The sequence below is a fragment of the Bacillus sp. S71 genome (assembly GCF_016625265.1).
Lineage (GTDB): Bacteria > Bacillota > Bacilli > Bacillales > Bacillaceae_G > Bacillus_A > Bacillus_A cereus.
Genome location: NZ_JACVUW010000004.1, coordinates 195,776 through 221,739, shown reverse-complemented (window position 1 = coordinate 221,739; position 25,964 = coordinate 195,776). Strand labels below are relative to the sequence as shown.

The window sequence follows — 25,964 nt, the reverse complement described above, 5'->3', positions numbered from 1 at the left end:
TTATTTTCCTCCTAAAGTTAAAAAGAGCGTACTCAGATTCTGTTTTGTATTAACAGGCTCTTGAATAGACTCTTTGGGATTTTGATTATTTGGTTGTTTCATATACTTAGCTACTAAATCTTCTTTAAAATTTTCTACAACTTCCACTTCTTCATCTTCTTGCGTATCATCAATTTCAATTTCATCTGCAATTTCATCAGCTAAACCAAGAGCAACCGCTTCTTCTGCTGTTAACCAAGTTTCATCTTTTAAAAGTTGTTTTAATTCTTCATCTGTTCCAACAAAACGTTTTTTATAAGATGCCGCTAAAGCTGAATCAATCTTTCGTAAATCTCGTGCTGTTTTTTCAAATAAATCTGCATTTCCATATTCAAAGGTACTTGCTTGATGAATCATCATCATAGTATTACTAGGCATAATGATTTTATCACCTGCCATCGCAATTACAGACGCGGCACTGGCTGCCCAACCATCAATATGAATTATAATTTTCGCATTATGCTGCTTTAGTTGATTACAAATTGCTACACCATCGAATGCGGAACCTCCACCTGAATTAATATGAACATGAATTTTTTCTGCTTTAACATCTTGAATTTTTCTTCTTACAGCTTCAGCATTATTTTCACTAAACCATCCACCAATTGATCCATAAACAGTTAATTTGTACTCATTTTCACCTTTAGCTTCAAAACGAATATCTCGTTTTAAGTTCAAAAGCTTATTCATATTCACATGCTCCATCATTCCTCACCTCCTTTTTCTCCATTCATTTGAGTATAGTTTTTTGTAATATAGTGTTTGTCCAAGTTCGGATCATTTGAAGCTTCATATCCCCCCTCCAATCTAATTTCGTTACCTGTAAAGGCGCCAGAGGAAATGAGCTTATCAATGCTTGTTGCAAGATCAAAAATACTTTGATAAGAAATAGATTTTATTTCTATCCTTTGTCCCACAAGATAATCTTTCATCTCAAAAAACTTCACATTTGATTCATCAGATAGTTTCTTTAATAAAGGATTTACGGTGAATAGCATGTAGTTTTTCGTTTGCTTCTCTACATCAGCCATTTCGCCATATATCAAAGCTGTTGGAATCCCCATTGACATAGATACTTGATTTAAGAAACCATTCGTTACTTTATTGATTTCTTCCACGCTTGGTCCATTCGCAACACCATTGTATATTTCGTTATAACTAAAACCCTTTTGTTGTGGAACAATAGCAATATCCTTATTACCAAACGCTTGATACATATCATCAATAAATTTTTGTAATTTCGCTATATTCTCTTCCGTTTTGGCACCTGACATTTCCATATCAACTGTTCCACGAACTTGATTTTTTCGTTTTTGGGAACTCAGTATTCTACTGAACAAGTCTCCGTAATCTTTAAATAAACCATCAATAAGCGGAGATAATTTGTCATTTCGATACTTTAAGTGAATTACTTCACTTTGCCTAAAACTTCTCTTAAACGTATAATCTTTTACTATTACATTAGTAAAAGTATCCTCAAACACGGCGTATTCATTATGTTGAAACCCATCTGCAATAAGTAAATCACCATCATCTGCTTGTATAACTAAACACTCATTATCATAAATAAGTTTGCGAACAAATCTTTCCCAAAAGGTACTTGCGGTCATATTCTTGTTCGGTCTAACGTTTAATCGATAATAAAGCTCATTCTTCTCAAATGTGTTACCATGTCTTACTCTAAATTCAGATTGACTAATCGTTCTCCCTAAAAATGATACACATGTATCGATTGCCAATCGTTTCATATGAACCCTGTTCGCCGTATCAGTAATTATGTCCAGATCCACCATAAATTCTAGTTCTTTGTTTCTTTTAAATACTGAACCTAACCATCCAATGGTTATCACCCCCTTTACTAGAATTTAATGTCACCTATAATGAAATCCGTTACTTCTTGTATTTCATCAGCTCTATAGAGAGCATGTACAAAACATTGAAATCCATCAGTTTTTCTACGTACAGGCTCTTTCTTTTCATATATTTTATTTCCATCACTTTTGATAACAACCAGCACATTTTGCGTATACCAACGCATTAGCGGATTATCATCAAAGACAATTTGTTTATTTGCAAATGCCATTTCAATACGTGGAGCTAATAAACTATGAATAGCTTTTGGGTTTCGTATAACTTCTATTTCAAACCCTTCTGCTACTAATAATGGTCTTATTGCTTCCATTCTGAAGTTATCAGCAATAATTTTTTTAATTCCATATTGTTCTCTCATTTCTACAAACCAATCAACAATGTGTTGAGGATTAATAGTTGGTTCATCTACAACTGTTAGTAAACCTTGCTCTTCCCAATCTTTTATAGGAGCAAATTTTTGTTTTTTATACTCGCCAGCTTTTTTAGAATAACCATAATAAATATCAACAAATTCTTTACGCACAAAGGAATGGGTTTTAAAAATGTACTCACCATTTTGTCTAAATAAAAGACCACATGCTGCGAAATCTCGAATACTCGCAAAGTCTAACGCTCCTATGCATTCTTGAGCATATAAATCAGGGAATGGACGGTTTGTAGCAAGAATCTCTGACCATTTTGCAACAGATCGTTCTAGATTTGTAACTGGTAAGTTCATACGCTTTGTCATAAATTCTTCTCGGTTACTTGGATCATCCTCTAAATCTTCATATTCTTCCTTTATCGTTTCAAGTAATCCCTCAGCATACTCGCTTAGTGGCTGCGATAACATAGGATTAGCTAATTCCCAATTATCAATATCATCAACTTCCTTTTCATCATTAAGCTTACAGATAAAAGGAAATACGGCATTAGGACGAGCTTCACCATTTAAAACCTTCATAGCTTTTTCTTTTTGTTTATCTAAAAACCCATCTCGTACATAACCATCTGTACCAATATAAAATTCACGAGGGTTTTTCTTTTTCCCTAAGCCACTGATATGGACGCGAACGTCTTTATTACTTTCATATTGATGTATTTCATCAAATACAACTGCACCATCACGCAATCCGTCTTTTGTATCCCCGTTGGAAGTTCTAAACTTTAGTATACTTTCAGTAGCCTTTGAAACAGTTTGAGTTAATGTGGTTTTAAACGCTCTCTGTAAAACCTCATTTTTCTTTACGCATTTATGCACTTCGTCAGGACTTGTTTTCGCTTGTTCCTCACTATTCGCAACAACAGAGATGTTATACTCTGGAATACCGTGCAATTCACTAATTAAAAAGTGAATAATTACAGATATCAGACCATTTTTACCGCCACCACGTCCTAACATCCATAGGAATTTCCGATAAAATACGCGTCCATTTTTCTTATAAAACAAAAAAACGAATGCTATTAAGAATTTTTGAAATGGCTGCAATGGAAAATACCACTTCTCACCGAAGTTGATACAATCCTGAATCATTTCATCATCAAAATACAAATCGTCTCTGTTTAAAACGTATTTTTCTAGATAATTAATTAACAGTTCTCTCTCTTTGTTGAACTTTATTTTTCCACTTCGATAAAGTCCAATGTATTCTTCTACATACTTTTGCCTAATCATGTTAAATCACTTTTATTATAACCAGCCTTAGGAATATTTGGTTTACAAACAAACTTTATATCTCTTCCTAAAGCAATTAAAGAACTGTTAATTTTATTTCTCTCACTTATAAGAGGATGGGCCTTAACAAAAACTTGAGATCCGTTTTTGACTGTAACAGACTCACCTTCTTTATTGATAGTCCTGTTTATTTTTCTAAATGCTTTAACTAGATCAATATATCGTTCTACTTTTTCAACCTCGACTAAATCTTCAACATCAATACTGTTCATTAGCTGTTCCTTTAACTTTGTAATACTGACAGCCATCTACCCACCCCCCTTACGTGCGTAATTTCGAAAAAAACCTGACAGTTAACCCCCTCCTCCGGTGCCCCTTAGAGCATTTTTTGATGAAATATTTTAAGGGGGGGTATTATTATCGAATCATTTTTACCACTTTTCATCGTTTTCCCATTTGTTTATCTTTTTAACAAACACTCTACCGTGTTCTTTATTATGGCAATCCACACAGACTGTTTCTAAGTTATCTATTTCTAAAGCAAGTTCTGGATGATGTTCAAGTTCTTTTATATGATGGACAACGAGCTGAATCTTCTTACGCTTTGCACTCTCACTGTATTCTTTTGTGTCTGTTTGAACGCGACCATTACGTTTACACTCCTGACACTCATAATTGTCTCGCTTCTTTACTCGTTCTCTTATACTCTTCCATTCGCCACTGTCATAGAACTTACGCTTCATTTGTTTGTTTTTGTATTCATGCAACATCCTTTACCTCAATCGCACCTATATCACAACCGCTTGTTCTTTTTTGTTGAGTTTCATTTATCTAATTCCTCCTTACAATAACCTCTTGAACTCATTTTCATATCCTTGTATTATATTTTGTTATCTTACTTGCATACTAAATATCAATTTTTAGAAGTATCTACGAATTTGAAGGTTCTTTTTTGAAAAATAAAAAACACCCTAATTACTGGGTGTTTTTTATCCTTAATTATTTTCATCTCTAGCGTTTTTTTCCAATAAAATTATCATATTTTTTAACTCTTTCAACATTTTAATACGTTCATAGTCATCATTTTCTTGATTAAGAATCAGATGTATTTTATTGCTTGCGTAGTATTCCGTAACTTCAGTGGTCAAGGATTCAATCTCTCTTATTAATCCCTTAATTTTTTGCTCTGGATTATGTTTACTGAATTCTAATATTTTTTTATTATATTCCGCTAAGATACTATTATAACTTTTATAGATTACTTGGTCTCGTATACATTTTTCATTTTCAATTTCATTTTGCAAATTCAATTCTTTTACTTCTTCTATCGCCTTATTATTTACACTTTCATGTAAATGCACTCTAATTTCTTCTAAAAATCTAGCAGCTCGATACATATAAAACGAAGTTCCAGCTTTCAAACTAAATTCATTTAACAGTTCAATACGTGGTCCTACTGTTTTTCCACTTTGTTTCCCCCACCAATCTTCTTTTCGATCATCAGTTATAAAAACTATTGGTTTTTCATTATTTTTTGCATATTCAATAATTTGATACCAAACCACTAAATCTCCATACTCATCCTTGTAAATATTTCCTCCGTACTGTTTGACTTGCCCTTTCTTTTCTGCTAAATCCTTGTAGCCAGGAGGACATTTTCTATCATACCTTTTCTTTCCTTCTTCATAAATTTTATCCAATTGATCTTGAGAATAGGCATTTCCGACCTTATCTTTAAATAATTTATTTATTTCAGTTAATACCTCATCATCGGCAAAGAGATTAGGGTGTTCTTGTTGTTTCACCTTTATATCTTCAGTCAGATTCGTAATACACCCTTCTAATTGCGCTTTAATATTGTCCCATTTTATATGAGGATGTATTTTATCATATTTTTTAGCTAGCTCATTAATAAACTCTTTAGAACCCGATTCAAGACTAGAAATTAAACCATTATAAAAATTTTCCTGATCACTTATCACTGATAACCTATTAAAATTATATTCTAATCCAACTTGATGAGGCATCCATAATCTATCTTCAATTCTATGTAAAATTTCTAACCATTCTTTTTTTGTTTCAATAGAATACTTATATAAATTCAATAAAACATTCGTATCAAATACAAATATACATTCTTTAAATAATTCTTTAAATTGATCGTTGTTATACCCTTGAAACTCTGGAAATTCTGCTTTCATGATTACCTCCATATATTTCTATATTTATCCATAACAAATATTATCATTCTCACCTTTTTTATGCAAATAGAAATTTAAATTAGAAAGGTATTATCCACAAACGATATTTTCTAAAAAAGCTCCCCGTACCCATTTTAAATCTAATATTTAAATACCAAACTAAATAAAAATACTAAAGCCATAACACTCAAGCGACATGGTTAAACATATAATCACTTCCTCAAAATAAAAAGCACCTGAATAGGTGCTTTTTTCATTAAGTATTGAATTGTACTTCAATTACGGTAAATGAAGTTTTATTCTTCTTCCAACCATCTAATTCTGTTTGTATTTAACTACCCAACAATACTAAGTAACTCGAAGAAGAGCAAAAGCTCTCCTTAATAACGGTATCATTCAACCACTACCATCTGCTGGTTTCGGATTTTATGTGCCGTCATTATGAAACCGTTTAGACAACATATAGTTTATAAAGGAATTTATGAGTTGTGTTTTCCGCCACTTCTCACAATACAAATATATCACGTTGATTCCAAAACAACCGACACATTTCCTGCCAAAAAGTGGTCAAGACTCTGCCACTTATTTTATAACTTCCCATCTCAAACTTGAGCCATTAGTCATAACTACCTCTCGATCTCGCAACCATGTTCTAACATGCATACTATGTTTCACAATATCTTCACCTTTACTATTTTTTATTGTTTGATTTATGTACTTCATCTTTTCATTTGCTATTGTTTTATATTCTACTTCAACTCTTTTTATTTCATAAACCTCAGTATTAAAAGACAATGATGGAATATATAATTCATCCTTACCTTCTAATACATAAACATCTACTGTATTAAATGTATTTTCACCAGTCTTATCTTTTAAAATCACTTTTATTTGCATATCAAAACAATGATTAGAACTTATATTTTTTATTCTTATAAAAGTACCTTGTATTATTTTTTTATCAGATCCGCTCAGCCTATATTCAGCAAGTGCCTTTTTATATTCTTCTGTAAGAATTAATCTCCCGCCTTCTTTTAATATTTTATCACCTGCATAGGGATTAGCTATTGTACTTTCAACCACAACAAATGCTCTTAAATCCTTCTTCTTCAATGAATTAGCATTTCTCAAATTAAATATCAATGCAATAATCGTTCCAATGAAGCCCCACATTGACCAGCTAGTTAAGTTACTCAACATTTGTTCCAACAAGCTCATATTAATAATCACTCTCCTCAAAAAACAAATTAATACAACATGGCGTTTAATATATTAATTTTATCATGCGATCACCTTCCTTAGTTACCCATATCTTATATTGTGTGTAACTGACCCCTTCGCTGAGTCCCTTGGTATCAATGGTTTCATTTAACTTTCTCTTTCGAGTTACACAGTACGAAAATTATGAGTAACTGTATAGGGATACCACCAACATTTTGCAAAACAACCTACGCTATGCGGAAAAATAAAATAAGCTGCCCATGTGGACAGCTTATTTACATAATTATCGTTATTGGAGGTTCGTTTTTCGCTTCACATCTTCCTATTTTTCAGTTGGTTCTCTTTGTTAATGAGTGGACGAATAAACCAGAAGAGAATAAGTATATAACCTACAATGACAAGTATAGACCAAGGTTCTCCTTTTTTGAGTTCGTCAATCAAATGTTCTGCTTCATTCTTTCCTTCGGGTCGTCCTATGCTATAAAGAAGGGACACAAATGGAACAAGAAGAGCAGTCAAAACAACAGAAGCAGACAACCACTTCTCTTTTTTCTTAAATAAGCTGTACAGAGCTGTTACAAAAGCTAACAATAGAAAAATATAATAAACACTCCAAAACCAAGTAGGAAGTGATTCAAAAGCCATTTGGTTACACCCCTTTCTTATATAAGTGTAATTTTACACAAAATGAGTAATAAATGGAATATTTATCCTGGATTTATTAAAGGATATAAATTTATATTCTATACATGTGAAGTTAACATAACGTCCTATTATCGGTATCAATGAAAAGAGGAAACCGCACGCTCACTAAGGAACCTTCTTTTTTTGTTCTATGGATCTATGTATTTTTCTATACATTCCTATCCTAGCACATTTTTAGGGTTCTTGTTTGTTACTGGAACCGTATAAAACCTTGCATACTCTTAGCGTAGTTTTTTTCCAAAATGCTGCAATAACCCTAGATAAAAATAGAGAGAAACAATGATTAAATTTTAAACCTAGTCATTGCCTTATCCATTGCATCTTGGTTTACACCTATATAACGTAACGTGACCTTCTCTGACGAGTGATTGAATATCTCCATAAGTAATGCTATGTTTTTCGTTTGCATGTACATATGATAACCGTACGTCTTTCTCAGTGTATGTGTTCCTATTTCATCTAGCCCAAACTCTGCCGCTGCTCCACTTAATATCTTATATGCCATACTACGGCCAATTGGACGATTCTTACCTTGTCTACTTTGTAATAAATACTCTTTATCTCCTCTTTCTTCAATAAACCATTTAAGTTCTCTTTTCAGTGTTGCAGTAATTTGTATTCTTTTTTGTTTCCCCGTTTTCTTTTCCCTCATAGAGATATGACTACCTTTGACATCTCCTACTTTCAATTTCAAAATATCGGATATTCTAAGACCTGTATTAATGCCCATAATGAAGAGAATGTAATTACGTAAGCTATTTCCCTTAAAATACTCTTTCAGCTGCTGTATTTGCTCTGGATCACGTATCGGTTGAACAAAATTCATTATTCATTACCTCCCGTTTCTTCTGTCTCGTAAACTTCTAATCCAAGTGCGAAAGCAAGTTTATAAAACGCTTTAGACTTCCAACGTCGATAGGTGCGCTCTGACATCCCTATTTCGTTATAAACCATGTAATCACATACGTCCTCTTCTTCTAAATAACGTTTATAAATAATATCTCTTTGAATATTTCCTGCACGTCCGTTTCCTAATCGATTTAGAAACTGATCAATACGTACAGACATTCTTTCAAACCACTCTTCTCGTTCGCTTTGTTGAATATTTCCTATAGCAACATCTTCTAGTGGCTTGCCAACTGTATGTGTAGGACCGTGCTCACGTATTTCATAAGAAGGAGTGACTTTCATTTCTTTACGCATCATCCCAAATTGCCTATGTATACGCACACTTTCCAACATACCTTCTAATTCCTCTTGTGTCGCTGTTCTATCGATTTTTGGTAAGAAAGATAATTGTTTAGTCATTTAAGACCACTCCTTTTTATTTTTAAATTACTTTTGTCTTATTGCTCCACGTCTTCGTTCATAACAAGGTCTATGCATCCCCATTAAATCCTCAATTTCACGAGTGCTAAATTTCTCTTTTCGTTTTTTCTTCTTTTTCTTTTTTGCTTGATTCGATTGCTTTTTCCATTCACTTAACTGATCTTTTAACCCCTTCATTTCCCCATCTCCCTTGTCCAAATAAAAAAGACACCTATTCCTAAAACAGCTTTTATTGCTGCTTTAATGAATTGGTGTCCTCTAGTTTTCTAGCCGGACTATATTTGTTTGCTTTTAGCTTTCTTGCTTCCCTTATAAAATCCATATCTATGATCAACTTCTGAAATCAAAATTACAAGTACCATAATAATTCCAGCTTGTATGAAGCTTTTCGCATTACTAAAGGTCACAAACATGATGATTAAGTAAAGAGCCAAATACATTCCGAAAAACTGTTTACCATTCATTTTCTATCCCTCCAGTACTGTTATTTTATTATTCCAGCTTTCACAAAAATATTTCTCCAAGCGTTATCAACTTGATATTTCTCTACTGGTTTTGTGCGACGCGCGATAGCTTTTCTAATTTTTCTTTTCTTTAAATTAGTCATTATCCTAACCTCGCTTTCTATTAAAAGGATTATTTTATTGAGTTTTTATTTTCATATATGTTTTCTATCACTTTTAATTCATAATCTTCCGGAACCCATCCAACACAATGATCATCTTGGTATATATCAAATCCAACCATTTTAACAACAAGTGCACCTTCCAATTCAAAAACTGTAGAAGTGTATTCTTTTACTTCTGGATCATTTGGAACAAATATTCTTACCATATCTCCCTCGAATATCTTTGTTCCCTCTACATCTTTAATGCCTGAATACTGCATTAACACATAGTTATTATCTATATGGTCATATGATTTCAATTCCAATTCGCAGAACTCATAACCGCTTTGTTCATGCTCTAAAATTATTAAAGTTCCTACAATACCAACGTTATAATACATTCGCTTATCTTTTAAATCCCAAGCTCTGAACTCAACTTCTTTCATTTCCCTCTTCCTCCCCTGAATAAAATCCAACATTCCGTCAATAATATATATACATCTAGAGTTACATCCCTGTTTGGAGCAGTTAGCTTTTGCTGGCTGCTTTTTATTTCTTTGAATACTAAGCGCAATCTTGTACATACTAACTATAAGCAGATTTCTTAGCAGTGATTTCTGCCCGAAATCTTTTGTCGAATGTGGAGCAGTTAGCTTTTGCTATCTGCTCTTTTATTTTTCATCACCTTTTTTATAAAATGACATACTTTGTATTGAACACTTTTCAATACACCTTCATAAGGCCTGCTTAAATTTTTTAAATTCACTCCGAGAAAGAGCACTGTTCGAAGGTGCTCTTTTTTAATTTTACACATCCGAATATTCCTTAATATTAAACACATACTATATATGGGCGATAAGCCAGAACTCTTTTAACCGTCCATGTATTCCTTCGCTACTTATCTGTATCGAGCAGTTAGCTTTTACTAGCTGCTCTTTTATTTGTGACTGTTATAAGTAGGATTGCATACACTATAGTCAGTCCTTTCTTATAACCTGAGCTCGTCACTTTTGTTATAAAAACGCGATTATATCCTATAACCTTTTCAGGAATCATTCATATATTATTTCTGAAAAAGTTGCTCTGTTTTATAAAAAGGTGGTTGCGGAAACAACCGCCTTTTTATTTATAACAAAATGAAATTTTTATATTAATCTTCCTCAAGTTCCGTAACAGTTATATAATTCCTAGCATTCTTCCGATTCGCTATTCTCCTTTGATACGCTGGTCTTGTATAAAAACGAACTGTCGCAGGAAGTACGCCCATATAATCAGCGCATCCCTGTATAGTTCCAATACATAGCAATGATTCACCTTTATAAACGACGTACTCCTTTAAGTTCATTTCTCAGACTCCTTTTCTAATAAAATAGCGTTTTTGTTCAAAATAATGGCCTTACTCATTTGGACACATTTACCAGTATTTTTACCAAAAAATTCATGATATGGTTATTTAGTCGAGTACGTCATTACTTGACAATTACCCTTAGAAGCCTCGTAGATAATTGGGGCTTCTTTTACCAATATATAGTTGTTAAAATGATCAGTTGAGTGTTAAAATATCCTAGATTCTCCTTAGGGAGTTTTCATCTGATTAAACAAGAGTTTACAAGTTCTCGAATCTTAGCCCCTTGGAGCGCCCTTCAAGGGGCTAAACCAATTAAAATAACGATTTTGTTTAATTTTCCGCCTTCCTCTTTTTCCTTTTTTCTTTGATGACAGGCTCCATAATTCCAAGTAAGGCATACAATATAAAAAAATTACTCGTAAAAAATCTGATTACGATTTTTTGAATTTTTTATATTTCATGAGACGTTCACCAGATTTACTAAGAGTGCATATAAAAATGCACTCTTTTTATTTGTTGTTAAATAAGGATTTTATTAAATTACTTTCCTTTGTTTCCGTACGCTAGCTTGTCATAACATGTTTTACAATAATGATCTCCGAATTCCGTTTTTACACCGATGATGATTACCTTATCGCACTCTTCACACAATACATCCCAATTTTCACGTTCTCTCATAACTCTCGTCTCCTTTTTAAATAAATATTTTATTAAAATTTGATTCACTCTTTATTTTCAACTTCCATATACTTATACGGACTATAAAAAATACACAATATAGTTCTTGGTCAAAGAGCGCCTTACGCCCTAAGGGTGCTCTTCTCTATTCCTATAAGGATTTTCTTTAAAATTTATTAACCTTATTGATTCCTTTGCATACAGTATTACCACAAGGAATTCTACAGGTTTCCTTAGGCCAGTTACCTTGTATTCCTTGCACACCTTAAGGGAAGAATCCGTTTATAACAAACGGGTTCTTTTATCTATTCACCTTTTTACTGGACAAGCATATATTATTGTATGGAGGCATCCACTCATAGAAATCTACCTTTCTTGTCCAAGAGCACATATATTGTGCTCTTTTTTATGCCCAAATAAGAATTTTGTTTCAAATGTATTCACTCTTTATTTTCAGCTTCCATATACTTATACGGACTATAAAAATACAAAATATAGTTCTTGGTCCGAGAGCACCGTTAGGGCAAATGGTGCTCTTTTCAATTCAAATAACTATTTTGTTACAAAGTCACTGCTTCTGCTGCAGGTTTATTTTTCGTTAATTGTTCAATTGCCATTTGCAAGCCTACCCAGTAAGCAATTAATCTATATGGCATAACCTGTCCTAAATCGTATAACCATTCCATATCATCTGTTTCTAAAGATGTATTTTCGTAAATATCCATTATTCCACGTTGATACTCTCTAACATTCGCACTCTCTCTTATTGCAGATGTAATTTGATTGTAAACATCCTTGGTGTCCTCCATATTATCCATCTCGTAATCATTCCAGTTTTCTTTTAAATCCCGTCTAGCTGCGTTATTATCAAAATCCCATCGTTCATTACAGAATGCCGTTAATTTTCCTGTGAAGTAATGTAAACCAAAGTCATTGATGTTTTCTAAAGTCGCTAGGCAAGTTAAACTATAGACCGCTTCGCCAATGTCACCAGAGATAAATACGTTTGCACCGGATAATACATATTTTGTACGATACATGTTTGTTCCAGGTTTCCCCCACTGAATAACTTGCAAGCCCTCTTCACCTGTTATTTCAGCCACATGATCCTTAAACCAACTTGTTTTAATTACCTCAATTGCTTTTTCGTTGTAATTCATTTTTCATTTCCCCCTTTTGTATTCAAATAACGCTTTTGCTTGGTTTTTTATTTAACTTGCTATCAATTGCTCCTGCAACATAGCAAGTAACACTTCAAATATTGCTTCTAAAACATCAACTACAATACTGTTACCAGCCAACGCGTACAGTGTTGCATTTCTTTTTCCTGGTTTAGTTGGAAATTCTTTAAGCATAAGCTCATAATCTTCATCACCGAACCCTAATAATCTCCAACACTCACGTTCTGTTAAATATCGATACTGCGGATTACTTAATCGAATAATCCCTGCATTTGGGCAACGATCTTGTCGTTCAGTTATGGTATAACAGTATTCATCAATTACATCTAGTCGTCGCTTATAACTACCACTCGTATCGGGATTGAATTCTTTAATTCTGTTTAGCATCGATGGAATATTAATTAGGTACTGTGATGGTATATCGTCATTTGGTCCATACTCCAAAAACTCGCTTATATTCTTCATTGGTTTGTGCTGCAACTTGCTAAAATCAAATATCTCATTTCCTAGTAGCGAGATACAAAAAACTCTTTCTCTTGCGTGTGGCACTCCGAATTTCCTAGCATCCAATACATCAAATGAATTTGTATAACCCAACTTCTCCATTTCTTCCAAATAATAATTGAATACTGGTACCACATTACGATCTAACACGCCTTTCACGTTCTCCCAAATAACTACCCGCGGCCGCCATTCCCCCATTTCTTTTATTATTCGAATTGTTTCAAGCATTAATTGTGATCGCGATTCCTTTGTATTGCCTTTTCGATACTTATTACCTCTGCTGTTATCTTGGCAGGGCGAGCCGTGAATTAGGATATCTGGCTGCAAGTTCCATCCCCGAACATCTTGCGGTTTATGTAGATGGTCATACAAAGCGTTGTATGCTTTTACTCTATTAGCTTGCCATTCTACATAATCGATTGCTTTATGATCTATTCCTAAATTAACAAGTGCTTTTCTTGGCGCTCCGATTCCACCAAACAATTCAAGTATCTTAATCAAATCCACCCCTCCTTTTTATACAAAATTCAAATTTGGTCTTACTTTATTAAATTTGAACTCACATTTTCCTCTCTGTGTTGAGTTAAGATAGTCTTTAACGCAGTTGCTATTCCTTCATTAGCAATCCATTGCCCACGTAAGTATCCTGATAAACCTAAATCGCCATTTTCATACGCTTTGTCTGATTCCTTTCTGTTCTCTACTGCTGACTGTTTTAAATGATTGATATATTCTTCAATTACCTTTTTCATTTTCTCTATCCCTCCTAGTCTAGTTCCAGAAATTCTGATCTGGTACGCTTCGAATGAGTTATCCTAATCTTCTGAATACCTTTCCCATGCTCTTCTATTGTTGCATCCCAAGCTTCAGCTTCACTCCTAGCATCAAAGCAATCCATCTTTTGCCGTTCCTCTTTATCGTAAAAATGTACTTCAAAGCTTGGATTGAAAAACTTTTCACTGGTGCTTATAGCGTTGTAGCGGAAACTCCCTATAACATCATCAATAGTTAATTGCTTCATAATCGCATCCCCAGTTATTTAATTTTTTCCGTGATCGTAGTTGAAACACGATCAACTTTTCCACCTTGCCAAGTAATTACTTGTTCCCCGAATCCTGTTACTGGAGGATTCAGTAGCGTAACCTCACCATTCTTGACCACATAAATTTTATTATCAGTAACATCGATTTCAACTTTCGTAGGCTTCATACGACTGAAATCCCCCTTTTTCTTGTTAGCTAACTTTTTGTTGCTGCTTAGGTTGTAACTCTTGTTTCATTGACTCAAATTTTATTAACCATGCTTGCCAACGCTTATCGTTTTCTTCTTGCTGCTGGATTGCTACTTCGCAATTACAACCACTCGTTTCAATTACACCTGGGTAAGTTTCTTTACAAATAATCCCTGTATTACGGCATAATGCACACATGCTTATTCCTCCTTATTAGAAACCTAAATTTGTAAGCCTTTGATCAGCTGTTGTAAATTTCAAAACCCTTGAATCCCCTAATAAACGACTAACTGTTTTAGCATCGTATTTATTAAAAAGTTGTTTTCCGGTAAAGTTTGTTGTAGTAAATGTACTCATTCCTTGTCTAGCGTTTGATACCGCATATAAAAGGCGTTGAATGAAATCCGATGCTTGTCTATTCGAATCAGTTGACCCGCTTTCTGCCCCAAGATCATCTAATACCACCAAATCAGCTTGTCCAATTAATTGAACGAAATATTGAAGTGTATATTTACTGCTCTTATCATCAAAAGAATCCATAATCATTCTTGTTATTGCTTCTAATTCAACGTACAAGCAACTTTTCATAAGATGATAATTTTCTTCTTTTTGACTGACATCCCAAAAATATTGATTTAATTCATGAAGCATGCTGTATGCTAGGAAACTTTTTGCCGTCCCTTGATTTCCTGTAAATACAACTTTTCTTATTTCTCCGTTCTTTAAATCCTCCAAGGTTTCTTCTACAGCTTTCTTGTGACTAATCGTTTCATCACATCCTGTTCTGTAATCAGATAATCTTGAAAGAGGAATTTTCTTATTTGTAATAACACTAGCTTTTTCCAGCATGTTGAATTTCTGTAAACGGCTAATCTTCTTATAATGAGCGTTAGCTTGTTCTTCCAAAACCTTATCGTTTTGCTCAACTACACATCTTGGGCAAACAGGCTTTCCTTGATAAATAATCATTTGAATTGGCTTAATGATTGTTTGTCCACCTATTACATAGGAGTGATTCATACATTGATCAGAATGGTAATTCACCTTCGATTCCAGGGATTCCGCCAATTTTTTCATTGGTGTTGCCATTTCTATTCGCTCCTTTTTTACCTTTGTTCTTAAACTCTATTTCTGCTGCATTAACATCAGCTAAAGTACGAATGTTTTTATTAACCCACTGTTTTAAAATCCCCTCAGCATAATTCCATTTCTTCTGCTGTTTCAAAGCACGCTCCATAGCTGCTTGTACAAGTTTTTCGCTTGTATCGTTTACCCATTGTGAAATACTTTCGGCTATGAATGAATTTAAAATACCGAAATTATTTTCGTAGAAAGAGAAGATGCTACTACAACTTTGTATATTAGTATTTTGTTTATTAGTACTTAGTTCTTTAGTATTTAGTAGCTTGGGATTTTCCATAAATGGAACTTCCATTTGTGATTTTCCCACTTGTGGATTTTCCATATCTGGATTCTCCACTTGTGGAACTTCATAAATAATTGTCTCCCAGTTAGTAATCTTTCCCTTTTCGTTTTTTACAGGAAACCTTCTAACATAACCGAATTTTTTTAGTTCTTTCATTCCTACTCTTAAACTATCAATTCCATCTTTCGCATGAGTAGATATTTCCTCCATGTAAAACACCCAATCATCTGGTAACGATAAAATGTAAGCCAATATTCCTTTTGCTTTCCAACTTAAACGTTCATCTCGAAGACCTGTATTATTAATGGTTGTGTAATTTTTACTTTTACTAACTCGAAATGTTGCCATTTATTTACCTCCTTGTACAAACCGCCACATATACTTGTCCACTTTTGATAATTCGTTGAATTTCATAATGCGGATAACCAGCCTTGAAATACTGTTCAATCATTTGCTTTAATTCATCCCTGCTCTTTGCTAAGTTCCAAAACTTATTAGGTAATAGCACTTGATATTCAGTTAGACGCATCTACTATTTCCCTACTTTTCGTGATATACTTATAACAACTGTTTTTTCTTAAAAGACCCACTGCCATGGGTCTTTTTATTTTGTTTTACGTCACTCCAAGCCCACTGTTTTATTGGTTCATAAGTAATGTAAAGTAACAATGCGCTGCACGCGATAAACATTGCGAATATAACTAACGATGTTGTATCTTCCACTAAATCACCTCCTTTTGTGTTTCAAGCCAAGCTTCTAAATCCTTTTGTAGGAAAAGTAATTTGCGCCCTTCCCTAATCACTGGAAACTGTGGATGACTTGCTAATTCATACATTCTACAAACAGCGATATTGAGATATTCTGCTGCTTCTTTCACCCTCATTACTTTGTTTGGTTGTGATTGTTGTTGGAACTGCGCTAAAGCAGCTTGTATCTCCTCTCGAACAACTTCGCGGATTGATTCTTTAATGATTTGATCTAATCCCATTTCTTTTTTCTCCTTCCAAAATTATATTAACGATGGATAATCATACTAACCTTGGCCGTCATGCTTTTATGTATGATATCTCTTCATTGAAATCTTTCTGTAAAATGTTGCAATAACTGTTTACTGCAAACGCTGATTTTACGTCTCTCCAAGTTGCTGCGAAAAGTTTCTTTCCACCATCATGAACAACTTAATTCCCTTCCATAAAACAAACTCATTTACTGGATGTTGCAAAACTTGTAATTGGCTCATTTTTTTCACCCCCTTTAGTTTCACTCAATGAAACTTCATATTCAAAATTTTTTTCCTGTTCATTAAATAGAATGTCGGTTTCTTTACCTAAAACATTTGATATTTTTACAGCTACATCATAATAAACTCTTAGATTATAATTTATAATTTTATAGCAGTAAGACTTTGATATACCAACCATATTAGCTAATTCATGATATTTAAGACCAGAATCTTCAAAAGCTTTTTGAAGTGCCGTTAGTTGTTTTTGATTTTGCATCTGATCACTCCCTTCTGATGCTTACAAACTCATTATAAGTTTCATAACGTGAAACTTCAAGTGTTTTTAACAAAAAAATTTCAGAGAAGGAAACTTTTTTTACTCTTTACGTTTCTTGCTAGGAAACTTTATAATGTAATTAACGTAATTTACGATATATCGTAAAAAGGGGAGTATTTAAATATGGAAATGAAGGATAGAATTAAACAAATTCGAATAGATAACAAAATGAATCAAGAACAATTCGGAAAAGAAGTGGATTTAACTAAAGGGACTGTTTCAAAGTTTGAAAATGGAAAAGCATTCCCAAGTCGTGAAACCATAGAAAAGATAGCGAAGAGATTTAATGTACCTGTAAATTATTTGTACGGAGAAAATAAAGATGACGACTCTAGTGATGATAAATATAAAAAATTCAAAGAAATCATGGAATGGCTAGAACCGCTGCCAAAGGATAAAGAAGATATGGCGTTAGAACAAATGTTAGCTATCGCTCAAGCTCTTAGCAAACACCATAATAAAACAGAAAAATAGCCCCTTAATTAGGAATGGCTATTTTTTTAATTTCTGCTATATATTCTTCTAATTGATCTGGTGCATATTCTTTCACAGTATCTAAAAATAGGATTACAATTTCCTCTTTCGTCATCCTTAATTCTCCCCTTACATCCTGTTTTATATATTAACCGTCTTAAAGTGGAAAGTTTTTGTCGTTTCAGTCAAAATGTTTCCATTCCCTATAAAGTAGAAATGACACTACCAATTTGATAGTGTCATTTCTAATATTATATTAATTACCCGCCTCCTGGGCCTGGATCAATCATATATAAAGTTGTTTTTTGTTCTTTAGCACTTTGCACCTTATCTTTTTCTGTCACCTGAAAAGCTGTGATAGAAAGACAAGCTACAGTAGCAATAGTGAAAACTATTTTCAAAAACTTATTTTTCAAGCGTTTCACCACCCTTTTTGTATAATTCAATTATAACATTTCAATGCTGTCTTTGGTAGGAATATATAGAAATAATCACCTGATTTAGAAAAACTTTCTATAGACATTTCTAGGTATTTCTTCCCTTCTTCTCCTCCGACCGCAAGCCCCATATAGTACAATTGAAAACTACTAAGATATCCATTTGTATTTTGTAAAGCTTGTAAAATTTTAATCGCTTTTTGATTTTCACCTAGCTTTACATATAAGAATGCTTTTTCAGCATCATCTAGATTTTCTGGGTTAATGGTATGTAAATCTTTTTCATGATATATTCTTAAAAATAATAGTGTATTAAGTACTTTTTCTCTTCTTACTTCTAATTTTTTATTCACTGGAACACCAATTATATTTAATGATTTCTCCATGTACTCTTTAGCATTTTGATAATCAGAGAAAACATAACTTTCTCCAATTTTGCAATATGCTACTGCCTTTGTGCTGACATAGCAATTACTTTGATCATTTATTATTTCAAAACATAATTCACGTGATTCGTCTAAATTATTTTCGTGAAGTGCAACGAAAACTTCCATTTCTTTTATTCTTAATAAAAGAGAATCTCTTAATGTATGACATTTAATTCCCAAGATGTCCGGTAATAATTGCTGAATATGTTCATTGACCATCTTGTAATTACCTAAATCAAAAAAAGAGTAAATTGTATTTAAAACAGATATTATTACCAGCTCGTTATCTGAGTATTTTTGATTTTTTCTCATTTTATCAACTTTCTCAAAGAACCTCTTAGGAGTAGTTGTATTTTCACTTCTTTCTCTTAATGTTTTGTATAATGGAACCAAATTTAAATTTATCCTTACAGTTTTTGAATTGCCTTTTTTCTTTTCTTCTTCGCTTTTATTTTTATTAGTTTTAAAACTCATTATTCGTTGAATTACTAGGTCTTGAAGATCATATTCTCCAAACATATCTAACACTTCTAATGCTAATTTCAAATTTTTATGTGATAGTTTAGGTATACACTCTTTGATGCATTCCCTTCTAAAATCAACATTTTTAGGCTTATATAGCTTCAGCGCATCAACCAAGTGCATAAAATCAAATTTACCTTGCTTCTTAAAATAACTATTGACTGTTGTATGCGTTACTTTAAAACGTGTTGCCAATTTACGATTTGTATAACCATTTGATTTTAGACACTCCTGCATGTCATTTAAATCCAATAAAACTTGCACAATCCTTGTCCTCCTTATGGACAAAAAAGACAACGTTACCCTAGATGTCTTATGTTTACAGGAAAACGTGCCATTATATCTAGGTTATGTGTTATAATTATGTTTGAGACTTATGACAAGTGTTTTCCCTAGCGCGTTTAGGGAGGACGGTGTAAGGGTGTTGCGAGCACCACTTGCACAGTCGTAGGTCTTTTTCACGTCCGTTTATTTTATTATTTTCATAATATCACATTTTTTCCAAAATTCAGTCGTGTAGTTATCTGATTCTTATTGAGAAAGTTTTAAAATCGTTATATATCAACGTTTCTCAAGGGAGCCTAACGGCTCTTTTTTCTACAATAAAAAAAGAGCCGTTAAGCTCCACCACCTATGTACTATATGCCTGTTCCAGGGTCTAAACTTATATCCCATCCACCGCCGCCTGGATCATTTGTGAATTTTCTCATAGTCTTACATCCCCCTTTATCTAATTCTATTAATATTTTACTATTATTGAACATTGGATGACAATCATATCCTATAACTGAATTTGTTTATATATGGTAGAATATATCCATCGCTGATATGTCCAACTATGTAATTTTCATAGCAGCAAAATTACAACTAGACTTATACAACATGATTCAAAACAAATGAAGGAGTGTTTTAAGTGAAAGGACATATTCGAAAAAGAGGAAATAAGTATTGTATTGTTATTGATATCGGGCCTGATCCAGAGACAGGAAAAAGAAGACAGAAGTGGTTTTCTGGGTATAAGACAAAAAAAGAAGCACAGGCTGATGTGGCAAAGAAAATTACAGAGTTGAATGAAGGAACTTTTATAGAGCCATCTAAAGTTACGCTAAAAGATTACCTAAATCATTGGCTAGAAATTAAAAGTATGAGTATACAAAAGAGTACCTTTGCTGGCTATAGGGCATTTATCAACCAACATGTTATACCTAGTATAGGAATGGTCGCACTCCATAAATTAAATGTTATGCACATTCAAAAATGCTATAAGACTGCGATAGATAAAGGTATTACAAATAATTCCGTTCTGCTTATGCATAGAATTTTAAAGAGTGCTTTAAACCTAGCTGTAAAACAAAATATTATCTCTCGAAATCCAGCAGATTTTGCTGAGATACCTAAAAAAGAAAAAACCCCTATCCAGACTTGGACAGAGGAAGAAGTAAAAAAGTTTTTAGCTCATTCACAAGAATCACGATATCACATTGGATATCTACTTGCAATAACTACAGGTATGCGTTTGGGAGAAGTTCTAGGTTTACGATGGCAGGACATTGATTTTGAAAAACATACAGTTACAATAAATCAAACATCTGGTCATGACAATAAAATCAAAAAAACTGCAAAAACAAATTCGTCAAAACGCACAATTCCTGTACCTAATGAAACAATAGCAGCCTTAAAAAAACATAAGATTTTAATTAATAAAGAGAAATTAAGATTTGGTTCTGCTTATCTAGATCAAGATTTAATAAATTGTAATGAGTTTGGAAGAATCATAAAAAGAGCACATTTCAGAAAAAGTTTCATTAGGGCGACACACAAAGTTGGTATAAAAGAAATTAAATTCCATGATTTAAGACATACACACGCTACTATACTATTGAAACAAGGAGTTAATCCTAAAATCATCAGTGAGAGATTAGGTCATACAGATATTTCAATGACATTAAGTGTCTATTCTCATGTTTTACCGAATATGCAAGAAGAAGCAGTTAAAAACTTCGGTAAAAGTATCTTTGGATAACCTATGTTTGCAAAATGTTTGCATTTTATCAAAAAAAGTCAAACAAACATTGTCATATTAAGGTTTGTTTGACCTATCATCTTATATTCTTGATAAAATCTCCGAATCCCTATTGAAATATTTAATAATGGAGCGTTCTCACCACCGCGTGTTATGCATTCGAATCGATATACATAGGAGAAAAAATCTTGTGTTTTTTCATCTTTTATCGGCCCTGACATCGCCTCACAAATATTTTGTGATCTAAGAGGGGAAAAATAGATTTCTTCTTCATTTGTATTTTCTAAATATATAGGACGCTCACAAAAAATATGTGAGATTAAAGCGGGCACCCACTTAGAATACGTTTCATTATCATGTAGTACTGGCAAATTAGAAATCAAATCGGATTGCCATTCATATTTTGGTGGTTCTACTAATATATTTGGTTTCCAATCATGAATAATCTCATACCAACTTTGAAAAATATAATCGAGCTGCTCTTGTCTAATAGGTTCTTTCGATACAATCCATGGTGTATTTTCATTTAATACGTACGGGTTATGCTGAATAAACAATATATCCGAAAACATATCATACAATCTTTCATTCAAACGTTTCAACTTACTCGTTAATAAAAATGTCTTATAATGTATCTCTACGATGTCCAGCCATTCAATAGGAAAGTATATAAATGATACCTTTTCATTTAAAAGGGGTTCTACTATATTTTCAAATGTTAGCAGCCTTAATTTTTTCATAAAATGATTCCTTCCTTTCTTCAGTTGTCTTGATTATCAAAAAGCTAGAACAATAGTTACTTAATCTAATCCATTTAAACCAAGTATTTAAAAGAAACGTAAAAACTGTTTATCTACATAAATTATTATCAAACCGACTCTTTTAAAAATTCAAAGTAATTATCATGTATAACACCTCTATTATATTTGAATTTCGATACATTCGAATTATACATTATACTTAATGCATTGTACTTATCATTTACAATATCTTTACAAAAAAACCAAAAAAGAACACCTTAATTCGGTGCCCTTTTTACAAATATCAACCTTTATGTAATTGAACATATAGATAACAGTAATCCCCCAAATGAAATTGCTCCTAGTAAACCTACTACAACTCCTGTTAAACAAATACAATCAGCAAGACAAATAGAAGACTGCGATAATGGAACAAATGACCTACTTGTACTCGAACCATATTGTTTTATTTTCTCATAATTCACATCTAACATTAGATGTAAACATGTTACACCATCCTCAATAGTATGTAGAGGTTCTTTTTCTAATCGCTCCAATAATTTACTATCAAAAGCAACTGATAGAGGATACTGCTTATCTAATTTCATATTTTGATAAATTAGTTGCAAACGAGATAATATATTGTTTTTCTTCTTTTCAGATGTTACTGTACATTTCATTTTATTAAATTCATTTAATAACAGTGTCAATTCATCTCTTTTTCCGTATAAATCTTTAGCTATTTTTCTCTTTAGTTTATACGAATGGATAATAGATTTTAGTTCAATCATATTCATACACTTCCTAATTACATATTATTTACCCAATTATTTTATAGATAAACAGTACTTTTTAATCTTATTTAAATTACACTCAAGCATCTTCACTTACTATCGATTAACATTACATTAACCTTACAAAGTTGTAATGAATTCATTAGCTAGAAGGAATCAATCCCTAAACCAGACAGATATTTGATGATAAAACCATAAGAAAAAAGCAATGATTAGATTTTAAATCTAGTCATTGCTTTATCCATCACCTCTTGATTACACCTATATATCTTATTGTTACTCTTTCACTTGAATGATTGAATATATCAATTATAATAATGGCTATATTCTTTGTCGGCACGTACATATATAAAACTAATGTTTTTTAATTGATAAGGTGAAACTTTAATTAGCCCTCATCAATTGGGCTTTTATGGGTAGTCCGCCACCTAACTTCTCTTTGCTCCTGCTGAATTTTTTTAGGGTCTTACTGCCCTGCAAATAGCAGGATAAATGCAATCAATATTCATACGTTATAATAGTACCAGTAGTATCAGTAGTACCACTAAAACCATCAAAACAGTTAGAGCAACCACCACAACCGCCACAACCTCCGCAACCAAAACAACCGAAGCAACCAATACAACGGAATCCACCACAACGGAATCCGCCACAACGACCTCCACCACAACCACCACAACGACCACAACCGCCACAGCGACGAGCAGCATCTTCAATATAGTAATATGGATATTGGTTTTGCTGGTCCCAATAGACAATATTTCCAGACCGGTAATCATTAAGACTTAACGCTTGTAGTTCTTGTTGAAACTGATTCATTTTCATAACCTCCGTTTATAAAATACAACCTCATTGATGCTTCCCTATATTTCTGTTCGTTACATCTAAGTAAAAATAGCGCTATAAACTAAGTTCAATACGTACACCAACAAAGTATGACTTATCACTAAATGATGCACCTTGTTCATATACCTATTTTTGCTATGGGCTCATTTTTATAAAGTGAAACTTTAATCAGTGGGGGGAAGTTCATCCCCCGCTGATTATTAGCCCTCACCAATCAGGCTTTTACGAACAGCCCGTTAATGCGGAATAAATAAAAATTAAAAAATATGAATTCTAGCGTCATATCTTCATACCTACTAAATTCAATTAATTTCTCAATAATTATGTTGCCATATCCTATATATTTTCGTCTGCCGCTTAGATTTTTCTGTACTGTAAATGCCTTTCGCTATAACACCTCCAAGTAACCGGTTTCTATGACGGATAAGAAATTCCTACAAAGAAAAAAGCCCTTATTAGGGCTTTTCATTCTATTTCTCCAGCAAAACTCTCTATGAAATTCCTAATAGAAAAAAGACACACTTAGATTGATGCGTCTTTTTGTGATGCCTCTTTTGTGAAATCATATAAAGCAATTGCGCCTAAAAGAACAAGTATACCTTGAGGAACATCTAGCAAAATAGTTTTCCAAATTTCTGGAATTACCCATTTAATATCTGCTGCTGTTTCAAGATATGTTTGGAAATAGCTGATTGTAAAATTAATTATCCCTAAAAATACAAACAACGATAAACCAAATCGAATTAATTTCTTATTTGTAAACATATAACACCTCTCAAAATTCATTGGATATTCCTGCTTTTGCTTCTTTATATTTCCATATCTTTATATCTAATTTTAACACATAAAGAACTCAAAAAAATACGATATGCATATTTGCATATCGTATTAACAACACTCCATGATAATTTAGAAATTCCTGGAAAGAAAAAAACAACTCCGTTACAGCTAACAGCTCGGGTTTCTTTTCTTATTTAACTTCATACCACCAACATTTACGTTCTTTGATTGTAAAATAAATGTGACAGAAGTTTATCCAGTTAATGCGTAGACAAGTAAATGAGCTAAATTATCGATATTTTATTTCGCCATATCCGTAGCACTAATGACTTTACGCAAATTTGACAAGAAAAAATATATAGATAGGTATGATCCATACCTATCTATAACATTACTTCTATTCTTTATCCAATTACGTCTTTTACGTCTGTATCCACTGGCCACTTTTCTAATGTATAAGCCATTTCCCAAAATGAATATTCATATTGACTGCTAATAATAAAATGCTGTTTCATACGTTTGCGGTCTGCCTCTGTTACTTTTTCAGCTATAGTATCTAAACGTGTAATTTGTTCTTCAACTAGCGTACGGAACCAATCAGATCCATAAGCAGAAATCCATTCGTTATAAATTGGCTCTTCCGGCTGGCACTCTTTTAAGTGTTCGCCAATTTCATAATACAACCAATAGCAAGGTAAAATTGCTGCAATAATATCTCCTAAATGCCCTTCATACGCAGCACGATACATATGTGAAGTATACGCATATGCAGTTGGCGCAGGAATAAAATTATCTTTTTCTTCTTTTGTTATCCCTAGCTTTTTAGCAAAATTCTCATGTAAAGATAACTCGGCCTCATATGTATTTTGAGCATGATGTGCCATACGAGCTGTCGTCTCTAATTCAAGAGCTTTTGCAGCTCCTAAAGTTTGTACTCTAGCAAAATGACTCAAATAATATGAATCTTGAAGCACATAATAGCGAAAACTAGCTAAATCTAATGTTCCTTCACCAAGTTTTTTTACAAAAGGATGGTTAAAACTCGCTTCCCAAATTGAATCTACTTCTTTACGTAATGATTGTGAAAAAGTCATTTAAATCCCTCCAATAATGTATAAAATATAAGTATTTATCCACAATTATTAAAGCTGTAAAATAAAAAAACTTTCTTTACAGGCGTAAAGAAAGTGAAATTGACAGTATTTATTTACTCATTAAATAGCAACGTCTTTCCCACTTCCCTACGCTGGCATTAACCAGATCAGGTACTAAGAGTCTCAAAATCACATTTGATCTCAGCCTATAAAAGGCCCCCCTAGTGGATAAATATTTTGTTTTTATAATGTATTCATCATAGCATACTT

General features: G+C 32.9%; 38 protein-coding genes, 2 pseudogenes and 1 riboswitch. Of the genes and pseudogenes, 2 read left to right on the top strand and 38 right to left on the bottom strand.

The features are described 5' to 3' along the window. From IBT51_RS11355 to IBT51_RS11215, 29 genes and pseudogenes are all read right to left on the bottom strand, one after another. Nucleotides 1–744 (bottom strand): head maturation protease, ClpP-related, encoded by a 744-nt coding sequence (locus IBT51_RS11355; RefSeq protein ID WP_200458311.1) that lies wholly within the window; start codon nt 742–744, stop codon nt 1–3. Continuing rightward, on the bottom strand, nt 744–1,889 hold the full coding sequence (locus IBT51_RS11350; protein ID WP_200458312.1) for a phage portal protein: 1,146 nt from the start codon (nt 1,887–1,889) through the stop codon (nt 744–746). The genes IBT51_RS11355 and IBT51_RS11350 overlap by 1 nt, the downstream gene beginning before the upstream one ends. Nucleotides 1,890–1,897: 8 nt before the next feature. After that, nucleotides 1,898–3,565, bottom strand: coding sequence for a terminase TerL endonuclease subunit (locus IBT51_RS11345; RefSeq protein WP_200458313.1), 1,668 nt, complete (start codon nt 3,563–3,565; stop codon nt 1,898–1,900). After that, on the bottom strand, nt 3,562–3,873 hold the full coding sequence (locus IBT51_RS11340; protein WP_069355644.1) for a P27 family phage terminase small subunit: 312 nt from the start codon (nt 3,871–3,873) through the stop codon (nt 3,562–3,564). The genes IBT51_RS11345 and IBT51_RS11340 overlap by 4 nt, the downstream gene beginning before the upstream one ends. Nucleotides 3,874–3,996: 123 nt before the next feature. Further along, complete coding sequence (locus IBT51_RS11335; RefSeq protein WP_200458376.1) at nt 3,997–4,332, bottom strand: HNH endonuclease; 336 nt, start codon at nt 4,330–4,332, stop codon at nt 3,997–3,999. A gap of 228 nt (nt 4,333–4,560) precedes the next feature. Further along, nucleotides 4,561–5,766, bottom strand: coding sequence for a PIN-like domain-containing protein (locus tag IBT51_RS11330; RefSeq protein WP_200458314.1), 1,206 nt, complete (start codon nt 5,764–5,766; stop codon nt 4,561–4,563). A 582-nt stretch (nt 5,767–6,348) separates the two neighbouring features. Continuing rightward, on the bottom strand, nt 6,349–6,984 hold the full coding sequence (locus IBT51_RS11325) for a hypothetical protein (protein WP_200458315.1): 636 nt from the start codon (nt 6,982–6,984) through the stop codon (nt 6,349–6,351). A 315-nt stretch (nt 6,985–7,299) separates the two neighbouring features. Then, nucleotides 7,300–7,632 carry a hypothetical protein gene (locus IBT51_RS11320; RefSeq protein ID WP_078400819.1) on the bottom strand — a complete coding sequence of 111 codons (333 nt, stop codon included), beginning with the start codon at nt 7,630–7,632 and terminating at the stop codon, nt 7,300–7,302. A 343-nt stretch (nt 7,633–7,975) separates the two neighbouring features. Next, entirely contained in the window at nt 7,976–8,518 is a 543-nt protein-coding gene (locus IBT51_RS11315) for a site-specific integrase (protein WP_078400818.1), read from the bottom strand. Beyond that, on the bottom strand, nt 8,518–9,000 hold the full coding sequence (locus IBT51_RS11310; RefSeq protein ID WP_078400817.1) for an ArpU family phage packaging/lysis transcriptional regulator: 483 nt from the start codon (nt 8,998–9,000) through the stop codon (nt 8,518–8,520). The genes IBT51_RS11315 and IBT51_RS11310 overlap by 1 nt, the downstream gene beginning before the upstream one ends. A gap of 27 nt (nt 9,001–9,027) precedes the next feature. Next, nucleotides 9,028–9,198, bottom strand: coding sequence for a hypothetical protein (locus IBT51_RS11305; RefSeq protein ID WP_078400839.1), 171 nt, complete (start codon nt 9,196–9,198; stop codon nt 9,028–9,030). 98 nt (nt 9,199–9,296) lie between these two features. After that, on the bottom strand, nt 9,297–9,485 hold the full coding sequence (locus IBT51_RS11300; RefSeq protein WP_078400816.1) for a hypothetical protein: 189 nt from the start codon (nt 9,483–9,485) through the stop codon (nt 9,297–9,299). 20 nt (nt 9,486–9,505) lie between these two features. Then, a complete protein-coding gene (locus tag IBT51_RS11295; protein ID WP_078400815.1) occupies nt 9,506–9,628 on the bottom strand; it encodes a DUF3983 domain-containing protein in 123 nt (40 codons plus the stop codon). Nucleotides 9,629–9,657: 29 nt separating this feature from the next. Continuing rightward, nucleotides 9,658–10,212: a YopX family protein gene (locus IBT51_RS11290; RefSeq protein ID WP_200483281.1), complete on the bottom strand. Its 555-nt coding sequence runs from the start codon at nt 10,210–10,212 to the stop codon at nt 9,658–9,660. Between the two features lie 566 nt (nt 10,213–10,778). Continuing rightward, on the bottom strand, nt 10,779–10,973 hold the full coding sequence (locus IBT51_RS11285) for a hypothetical protein (protein WP_200458316.1): 195 nt from the start codon (nt 10,971–10,973) through the stop codon (nt 10,779–10,781). Between the two features lie 543 nt (nt 10,974–11,516). Further along, on the bottom strand, nt 11,517–11,654 hold the full coding sequence (locus IBT51_RS11280; protein ID WP_078404562.1) for a hypothetical protein: 138 nt from the start codon (nt 11,652–11,654) through the stop codon (nt 11,517–11,519). 560 nt (nt 11,655–12,214) lie between these two features. Next, entirely contained in the window at nt 12,215–12,814 is a 600-nt protein-coding gene (locus tag IBT51_RS11275) for a hypothetical protein (RefSeq protein ID WP_098400106.1), read from the bottom strand. A 51-nt stretch (nt 12,815–12,865) separates the two neighbouring features. Next, a complete protein-coding gene (locus tag IBT51_RS11270) occupies nt 12,866–13,840 on the bottom strand; it encodes a DNA cytosine methyltransferase (RefSeq protein ID WP_200458317.1) in 975 nt (324 codons plus the stop codon). Between the two features lie 38 nt (nt 13,841–13,878). Next, nucleotides 13,879–14,091 (bottom strand): hypothetical protein, encoded by a 213-nt coding sequence (locus IBT51_RS11265; RefSeq protein WP_000755581.1) that lies wholly within the window; start codon nt 14,089–14,091, stop codon nt 13,879–13,881. A 14-nt stretch (nt 14,092–14,105) separates the two neighbouring features. Continuing rightward, the gene (locus IBT51_RS11260) at nt 14,106–14,360 is read right to left on the bottom strand and encodes a hypothetical protein (protein WP_000811858.1); all 255 of its coding nucleotides are present in this window, start codon (nt 14,358–14,360) and stop codon (nt 14,106–14,108) included. Between the two features lie 14 nt (nt 14,361–14,374). Further along, nucleotides 14,375–14,548 (bottom strand): DUF3954 domain-containing protein, encoded by a 174-nt coding sequence (locus tag IBT51_RS11255; protein WP_000805171.1) that lies wholly within the window; start codon nt 14,546–14,548, stop codon nt 14,375–14,377. A gap of 25 nt (nt 14,549–14,573) precedes the next feature. Continuing rightward, nucleotides 14,574–14,768, bottom strand: coding sequence for a hypothetical protein (locus IBT51_RS11250; protein WP_000332463.1), 195 nt, complete (start codon nt 14,766–14,768; stop codon nt 14,574–14,576). Between the two features lie 15 nt (nt 14,769–14,783). Beyond that, nucleotides 14,784–15,659 carry a P-loop NTPase family protein gene (locus IBT51_RS11245; RefSeq protein ID WP_200458318.1) on the bottom strand — a complete coding sequence of 292 codons (876 nt, stop codon included), beginning with the start codon at nt 15,657–15,659 and terminating at the stop codon, nt 14,784–14,786. Further along, nucleotides 15,598–16,344, bottom strand: coding sequence for a DnaD domain-containing protein (locus IBT51_RS11240; protein ID WP_078400811.1), 747 nt, complete (start codon nt 16,342–16,344; stop codon nt 15,598–15,600). Before IBT51_RS11240 ends, IBT51_RS11245 begins: the two co-directional genes overlap by 62 nt. Nucleotides 16,345–16,348: 4 nt before the next feature. Further along, nucleotides 16,349–16,525 carry a hypothetical protein gene (locus IBT51_RS11235; protein WP_001241130.1) on the bottom strand — a complete coding sequence of 59 codons (177 nt, stop codon included), beginning with the start codon at nt 16,523–16,525 and terminating at the stop codon, nt 16,349–16,351. Nucleotides 16,526–16,554: 29 nt separating this feature from the next. Further along, nucleotides 16,555–16,719: a hypothetical protein gene (locus tag IBT51_RS11230; RefSeq protein ID WP_000390298.1), complete on the bottom strand. Its 165-nt coding sequence runs from the start codon at nt 16,717–16,719 to the stop codon at nt 16,555–16,557. Further along, nucleotides 16,719–16,985, bottom strand: coding sequence for a helix-turn-helix domain-containing protein (locus IBT51_RS11225; RefSeq protein ID WP_000522024.1), 267 nt, complete (start codon nt 16,983–16,985; stop codon nt 16,719–16,721). Before IBT51_RS11225 ends, IBT51_RS11230 begins: the two co-directional genes overlap by 1 nt. A 58-nt stretch (nt 16,986–17,043) precedes the next feature. Further along, nucleotides 17,044–17,106: pseudogene (locus IBT51_RS27020) on the bottom strand (hypothetical protein); the annotation flags it as partial. Between the two features lie 93 nt (nt 17,107–17,199). Continuing rightward, nucleotides 17,200–17,496: a helix-turn-helix domain-containing protein gene (locus IBT51_RS11215; RefSeq protein WP_078400810.1), complete on the bottom strand. Its 297-nt coding sequence runs from the start codon at nt 17,494–17,496 to the stop codon at nt 17,200–17,202. A 183-nt stretch (nt 17,497–17,679) separates the two neighbouring features. Between IBT51_RS11215 and IBT51_RS11210 the strand changes: the two genes are divergently transcribed. After that, nucleotides 17,680–18,030 carry a helix-turn-helix transcriptional regulator gene (locus tag IBT51_RS11210; RefSeq protein WP_000425256.1) on the top strand — a complete coding sequence of 117 codons (351 nt, stop codon included), beginning with the start codon at nt 17,680–17,682 and terminating at the stop codon, nt 18,028–18,030. 260 nt (nt 18,031–18,290) lie between these two features. Here the strand turns inward: IBT51_RS11210 and IBT51_RS11205 are convergent, their stop codons facing one another. The 3 genes from IBT51_RS11205 to IBT51_RS27220 all read right to left on the bottom strand — a co-directional run bounded on the left by IBT51_RS11205 (nt 18,291) and on the right by IBT51_RS27220 (nt 20,181). Then, the gene (locus tag IBT51_RS11205) at nt 18,291–18,431 is read right to left on the bottom strand and encodes a hypothetical protein (protein ID WP_176087136.1); all 141 of its coding nucleotides are present in this window, start codon (nt 18,429–18,431) and stop codon (nt 18,291–18,293) included. Nucleotides 18,432–18,472: 41 nt separating this feature from the next. Beyond that, the gene (locus tag IBT51_RS11200; protein WP_078400809.1) at nt 18,473–19,681 is read right to left on the bottom strand and encodes an AimR family lysis-lysogeny pheromone receptor; all 1,209 of its coding nucleotides are present in this window, start codon (nt 19,679–19,681) and stop codon (nt 18,473–18,475) included. Between the two features lie 374 nt (nt 19,682–20,055). Further along, nucleotides 20,056–20,181, bottom strand: a complete 126-nt coding sequence (locus IBT51_RS27220) for a hypothetical protein (protein WP_002195538.1) — start codon at nt 20,179–20,181, stop codon at nt 20,056–20,058. 149 nt (nt 20,182–20,330) lie between these two features. Here IBT51_RS27220 and IBT51_RS11195 point away from each other — a divergent pair, with 149 nt between their 5' ends. After that, nucleotides 20,331–21,440: a site-specific integrase gene (locus IBT51_RS11195; RefSeq protein ID WP_078400808.1), complete on the top strand. Its 1,110-nt coding sequence runs from the start codon at nt 20,331–20,333 to the stop codon at nt 21,438–21,440. 38 nt (nt 21,441–21,478) lie between these two features. Here IBT51_RS11195 and IBT51_RS11190 read toward each other — a convergent pair whose 3' ends face one another. The 6 genes and pseudogenes from IBT51_RS11190 to tenA all read right to left on the bottom strand — a co-directional run bounded on the left by IBT51_RS11190 (nt 21,479) and on the right by tenA (nt 25,694). Further along, the gene (locus IBT51_RS11190; protein ID WP_200458319.1) at nt 21,479–22,180 is read right to left on the bottom strand and encodes a pPIWI_RE module domain-containing protein; all 702 of its coding nucleotides are present in this window, start codon (nt 22,178–22,180) and stop codon (nt 21,479–21,481) included. Nucleotides 22,181–22,491: 311 nt separating this feature from the next. Further along, nucleotides 22,492–22,977: a hypothetical protein gene (locus IBT51_RS11185; protein WP_002041181.1), complete on the bottom strand. Its 486-nt coding sequence runs from the start codon at nt 22,975–22,977 to the stop codon at nt 22,492–22,494. Between the two features lie 209 nt (nt 22,978–23,186). Continuing rightward, nucleotides 23,187–23,338, bottom strand: a pseudogene (locus IBT51_RS11180) (site-specific integrase); the annotation flags it as partial. A 134-nt stretch (nt 23,339–23,472) separates the two neighbouring features. Continuing rightward, nucleotides 23,473–23,793, bottom strand: coding sequence for a heterocycloanthracin/sonorensin family bacteriocin (locus IBT51_RS11175; protein ID WP_069355632.1), 321 nt, complete (start codon nt 23,791–23,793; stop codon nt 23,473–23,475). Nucleotides 23,794–24,342: 549 nt separating this feature from the next. Further along, on the bottom strand, nt 24,343–24,606 hold the full coding sequence (locus IBT51_RS11170; protein WP_002082716.1) for a DUF3937 domain-containing protein: 264 nt from the start codon (nt 24,604–24,606) through the stop codon (nt 24,343–24,345). 398 nt (nt 24,607–25,004) lie between these two features. Then, on the bottom strand, nt 25,005–25,694 hold the full coding sequence (gene tenA / locus IBT51_RS11165) for a thiaminase II (RefSeq protein ID WP_053564403.1): 690 nt from the start codon (nt 25,692–25,694) through the stop codon (nt 25,005–25,007). 127 nt (nt 25,695–25,821) lie between these two features. Beyond that, a riboswitch (TPP riboswitch) is annotated at nt 25,822–25,927 on the bottom strand. Nucleotides 25,928–25,964: the final 37 nt, after the last annotated feature.

Bases quoted from the DNA above. Each gene is read 5' to 3' on its own strand.
- IBT51_RS11355 (WP_200458311.1), bottom strand. From the start codon at position 744: ATGGAGCATGTGAATATGAATAAGCTTTTGAACTTAAAACGAGATATT.
- IBT51_RS11345 (WP_200458313.1), bottom strand. From the start codon at position 3,565: ATGATTAGGCAAAAGTATGTAGAAGAATACATTGGACTTTATCGAAGT.
- IBT51_RS11340 (WP_069355644.1), bottom strand. From the start codon at position 3,873: ATGGCTGTCAGTATTACAAAGTTAAAGGAACAGCTAATGAACAGTATT.
- IBT51_RS11330 (WP_200458314.1), bottom strand. From the start codon at position 5,766: ATGAAAGCAGAATTTCCAGAGTTTCAAGGGTATAACAACGATCAATTT.
- IBT51_RS11325 (WP_200458315.1), bottom strand. From the start codon at position 6,984: ATGAGCTTGTTGGAACAAATGTTGAGTAACTTAACTAGCTGGTCAATG.
- IBT51_RS11320 (WP_078400819.1), bottom strand. From the start codon at position 7,632: ATGGCTTTTGAATCACTTCCTACTTGGTTTTGGAGTGTTTATTATATT.
- IBT51_RS11315 (WP_078400818.1), bottom strand. From the start codon at position 8,518: ATGAATTTTGTTCAACCGATACGTGATCCAGAGCAAATACAGCAGCTG.
- IBT51_RS11310 (WP_078400817.1), bottom strand. From the start codon at position 9,000: ATGACTAAACAATTATCTTTCTTACCAAAAATCGATAGAACAGCGACA.
- IBT51_RS11305 (WP_078400839.1), bottom strand. From the start codon at position 9,198: ATGAAGGGGTTAAAAGATCAGTTAAGTGAATGGAAAAAGCAATCGAAT.
- IBT51_RS11300 (WP_078400816.1), bottom strand. From the start codon at position 9,485: ATGAATGGTAAACAGTTTTTCGGAATGTATTTGGCTCTTTACTTAATC.
- IBT51_RS11295 (WP_078400815.1), bottom strand. From the start codon at position 9,628: ATGACTAATTTAAAGAAAAGAAAAATTAGAAAAGCTATCGCGCGTCGC.
- IBT51_RS11290 (WP_200483281.1), bottom strand. From the start codon at position 10,212: ATGTACAAGATTGCGCTTAGTATTCAAAGAAATAAAAAGCAGCCAGCA.
- IBT51_RS11285 (WP_200458316.1), bottom strand. From the start codon at position 10,973: ATGAACTTAAAGGAGTACGTCGTTTATAAAGGTGAATCATTGCTATGT.
- IBT51_RS11280 (WP_078404562.1), bottom strand. From the start codon at position 11,654: ATGAGAGAACGTGAAAATTGGGATGTATTGTGTGAAGAGTGCGATAAG.
- IBT51_RS11275 (WP_098400106.1), bottom strand. From the start codon at position 12,814: ATGAATTACAACGAAAAAGCAATTGAGGTAATTAAAACAAGTTGGTTT.
- IBT51_RS11265 (WP_000755581.1), bottom strand. From the start codon at position 14,091: ATGAAAAAGGTAATTGAAGAATATATCAATCATTTAAAACAGTCAGCA.
- IBT51_RS11260 (WP_000811858.1), bottom strand. From the start codon at position 14,360: ATGAAGCAATTAACTATTGATGATGTTATAGGGAGTTTCCGCTACAAC.
- IBT51_RS11255 (WP_000805171.1), bottom strand. From the start codon at position 14,548: ATGAAGCCTACGAAAGTTGAAATCGATGTTACTGATAATAAAATTTAT.
- IBT51_RS11250 (WP_000332463.1), bottom strand. From the start codon at position 14,768: ATGTGTGCATTATGCCGTAATACAGGGATTATTTGTAAAGAAACTTAC.
- IBT51_RS11245 (WP_200458318.1), bottom strand. From the start codon at position 15,659: ATGGCAACACCAATGAAAAAATTGGCGGAATCCCTGGAATCGAAGGTG.
- IBT51_RS11240 (WP_078400811.1), bottom strand. From the start codon at position 16,344: ATGGCAACATTTCGAGTTAGTAAAAGTAAAAATTACACAACCATTAAT.
- IBT51_RS11235 (WP_001241130.1), bottom strand. From the start codon at position 16,525: ATGCGTCTAACTGAATATCAAGTGCTATTACCTAATAAGTTTTGGAAC.
- IBT51_RS11225 (WP_000522024.1), bottom strand. From the start codon at position 16,985: ATGGGATTAGATCAAATCATTAAAGAATCAATCCGCGAAGTTGTTCGA.
- IBT51_RS11215 (WP_078400810.1), bottom strand. From the start codon at position 17,496: ATGCAAAATCAAAAACAACTAACGGCACTTCAAAAAGCTTTTGAAGAT.
- IBT51_RS11210 (WP_000425256.1), top strand. From the start codon at position 17,680: ATGGAAATGAAGGATAGAATTAAACAAATTCGAATAGATAACAAAATG.
- IBT51_RS27220 (WP_002195538.1), bottom strand. From the start codon at position 20,181: ATGTTCAATAATAGTAAAATATTAATAGAATTAGATAAAGGGGGATGT.
- IBT51_RS11190 (WP_200458319.1), bottom strand. From the start codon at position 22,180: ATGAAAAAATTAAGGCTGCTAACATTTGAAAATATAGTAGAACCCCTT.
- IBT51_RS11185 (WP_002041181.1), bottom strand. From the start codon at position 22,977: ATGAATATGATTGAACTAAAATCTATTATCCATTCGTATAAACTAAAG.
- IBT51_RS11175 (WP_069355632.1), bottom strand. From the start codon at position 23,793: ATGAATCAGTTTCAACAAGAACTACAAGCGTTAAGTCTTAATGATTAC.
- IBT51_RS11170 (WP_002082716.1), bottom strand. From the start codon at position 24,606: ATGAATTTTGAGAGGTGTTATATGTTTACAAATAAGAAATTAATTCGA.
- tenA (WP_053564403.1), bottom strand. From the start codon at position 25,694: ATGACTTTTTCACAATCATTACGTAAAGAAGTAGATTCAATTTGGGAA.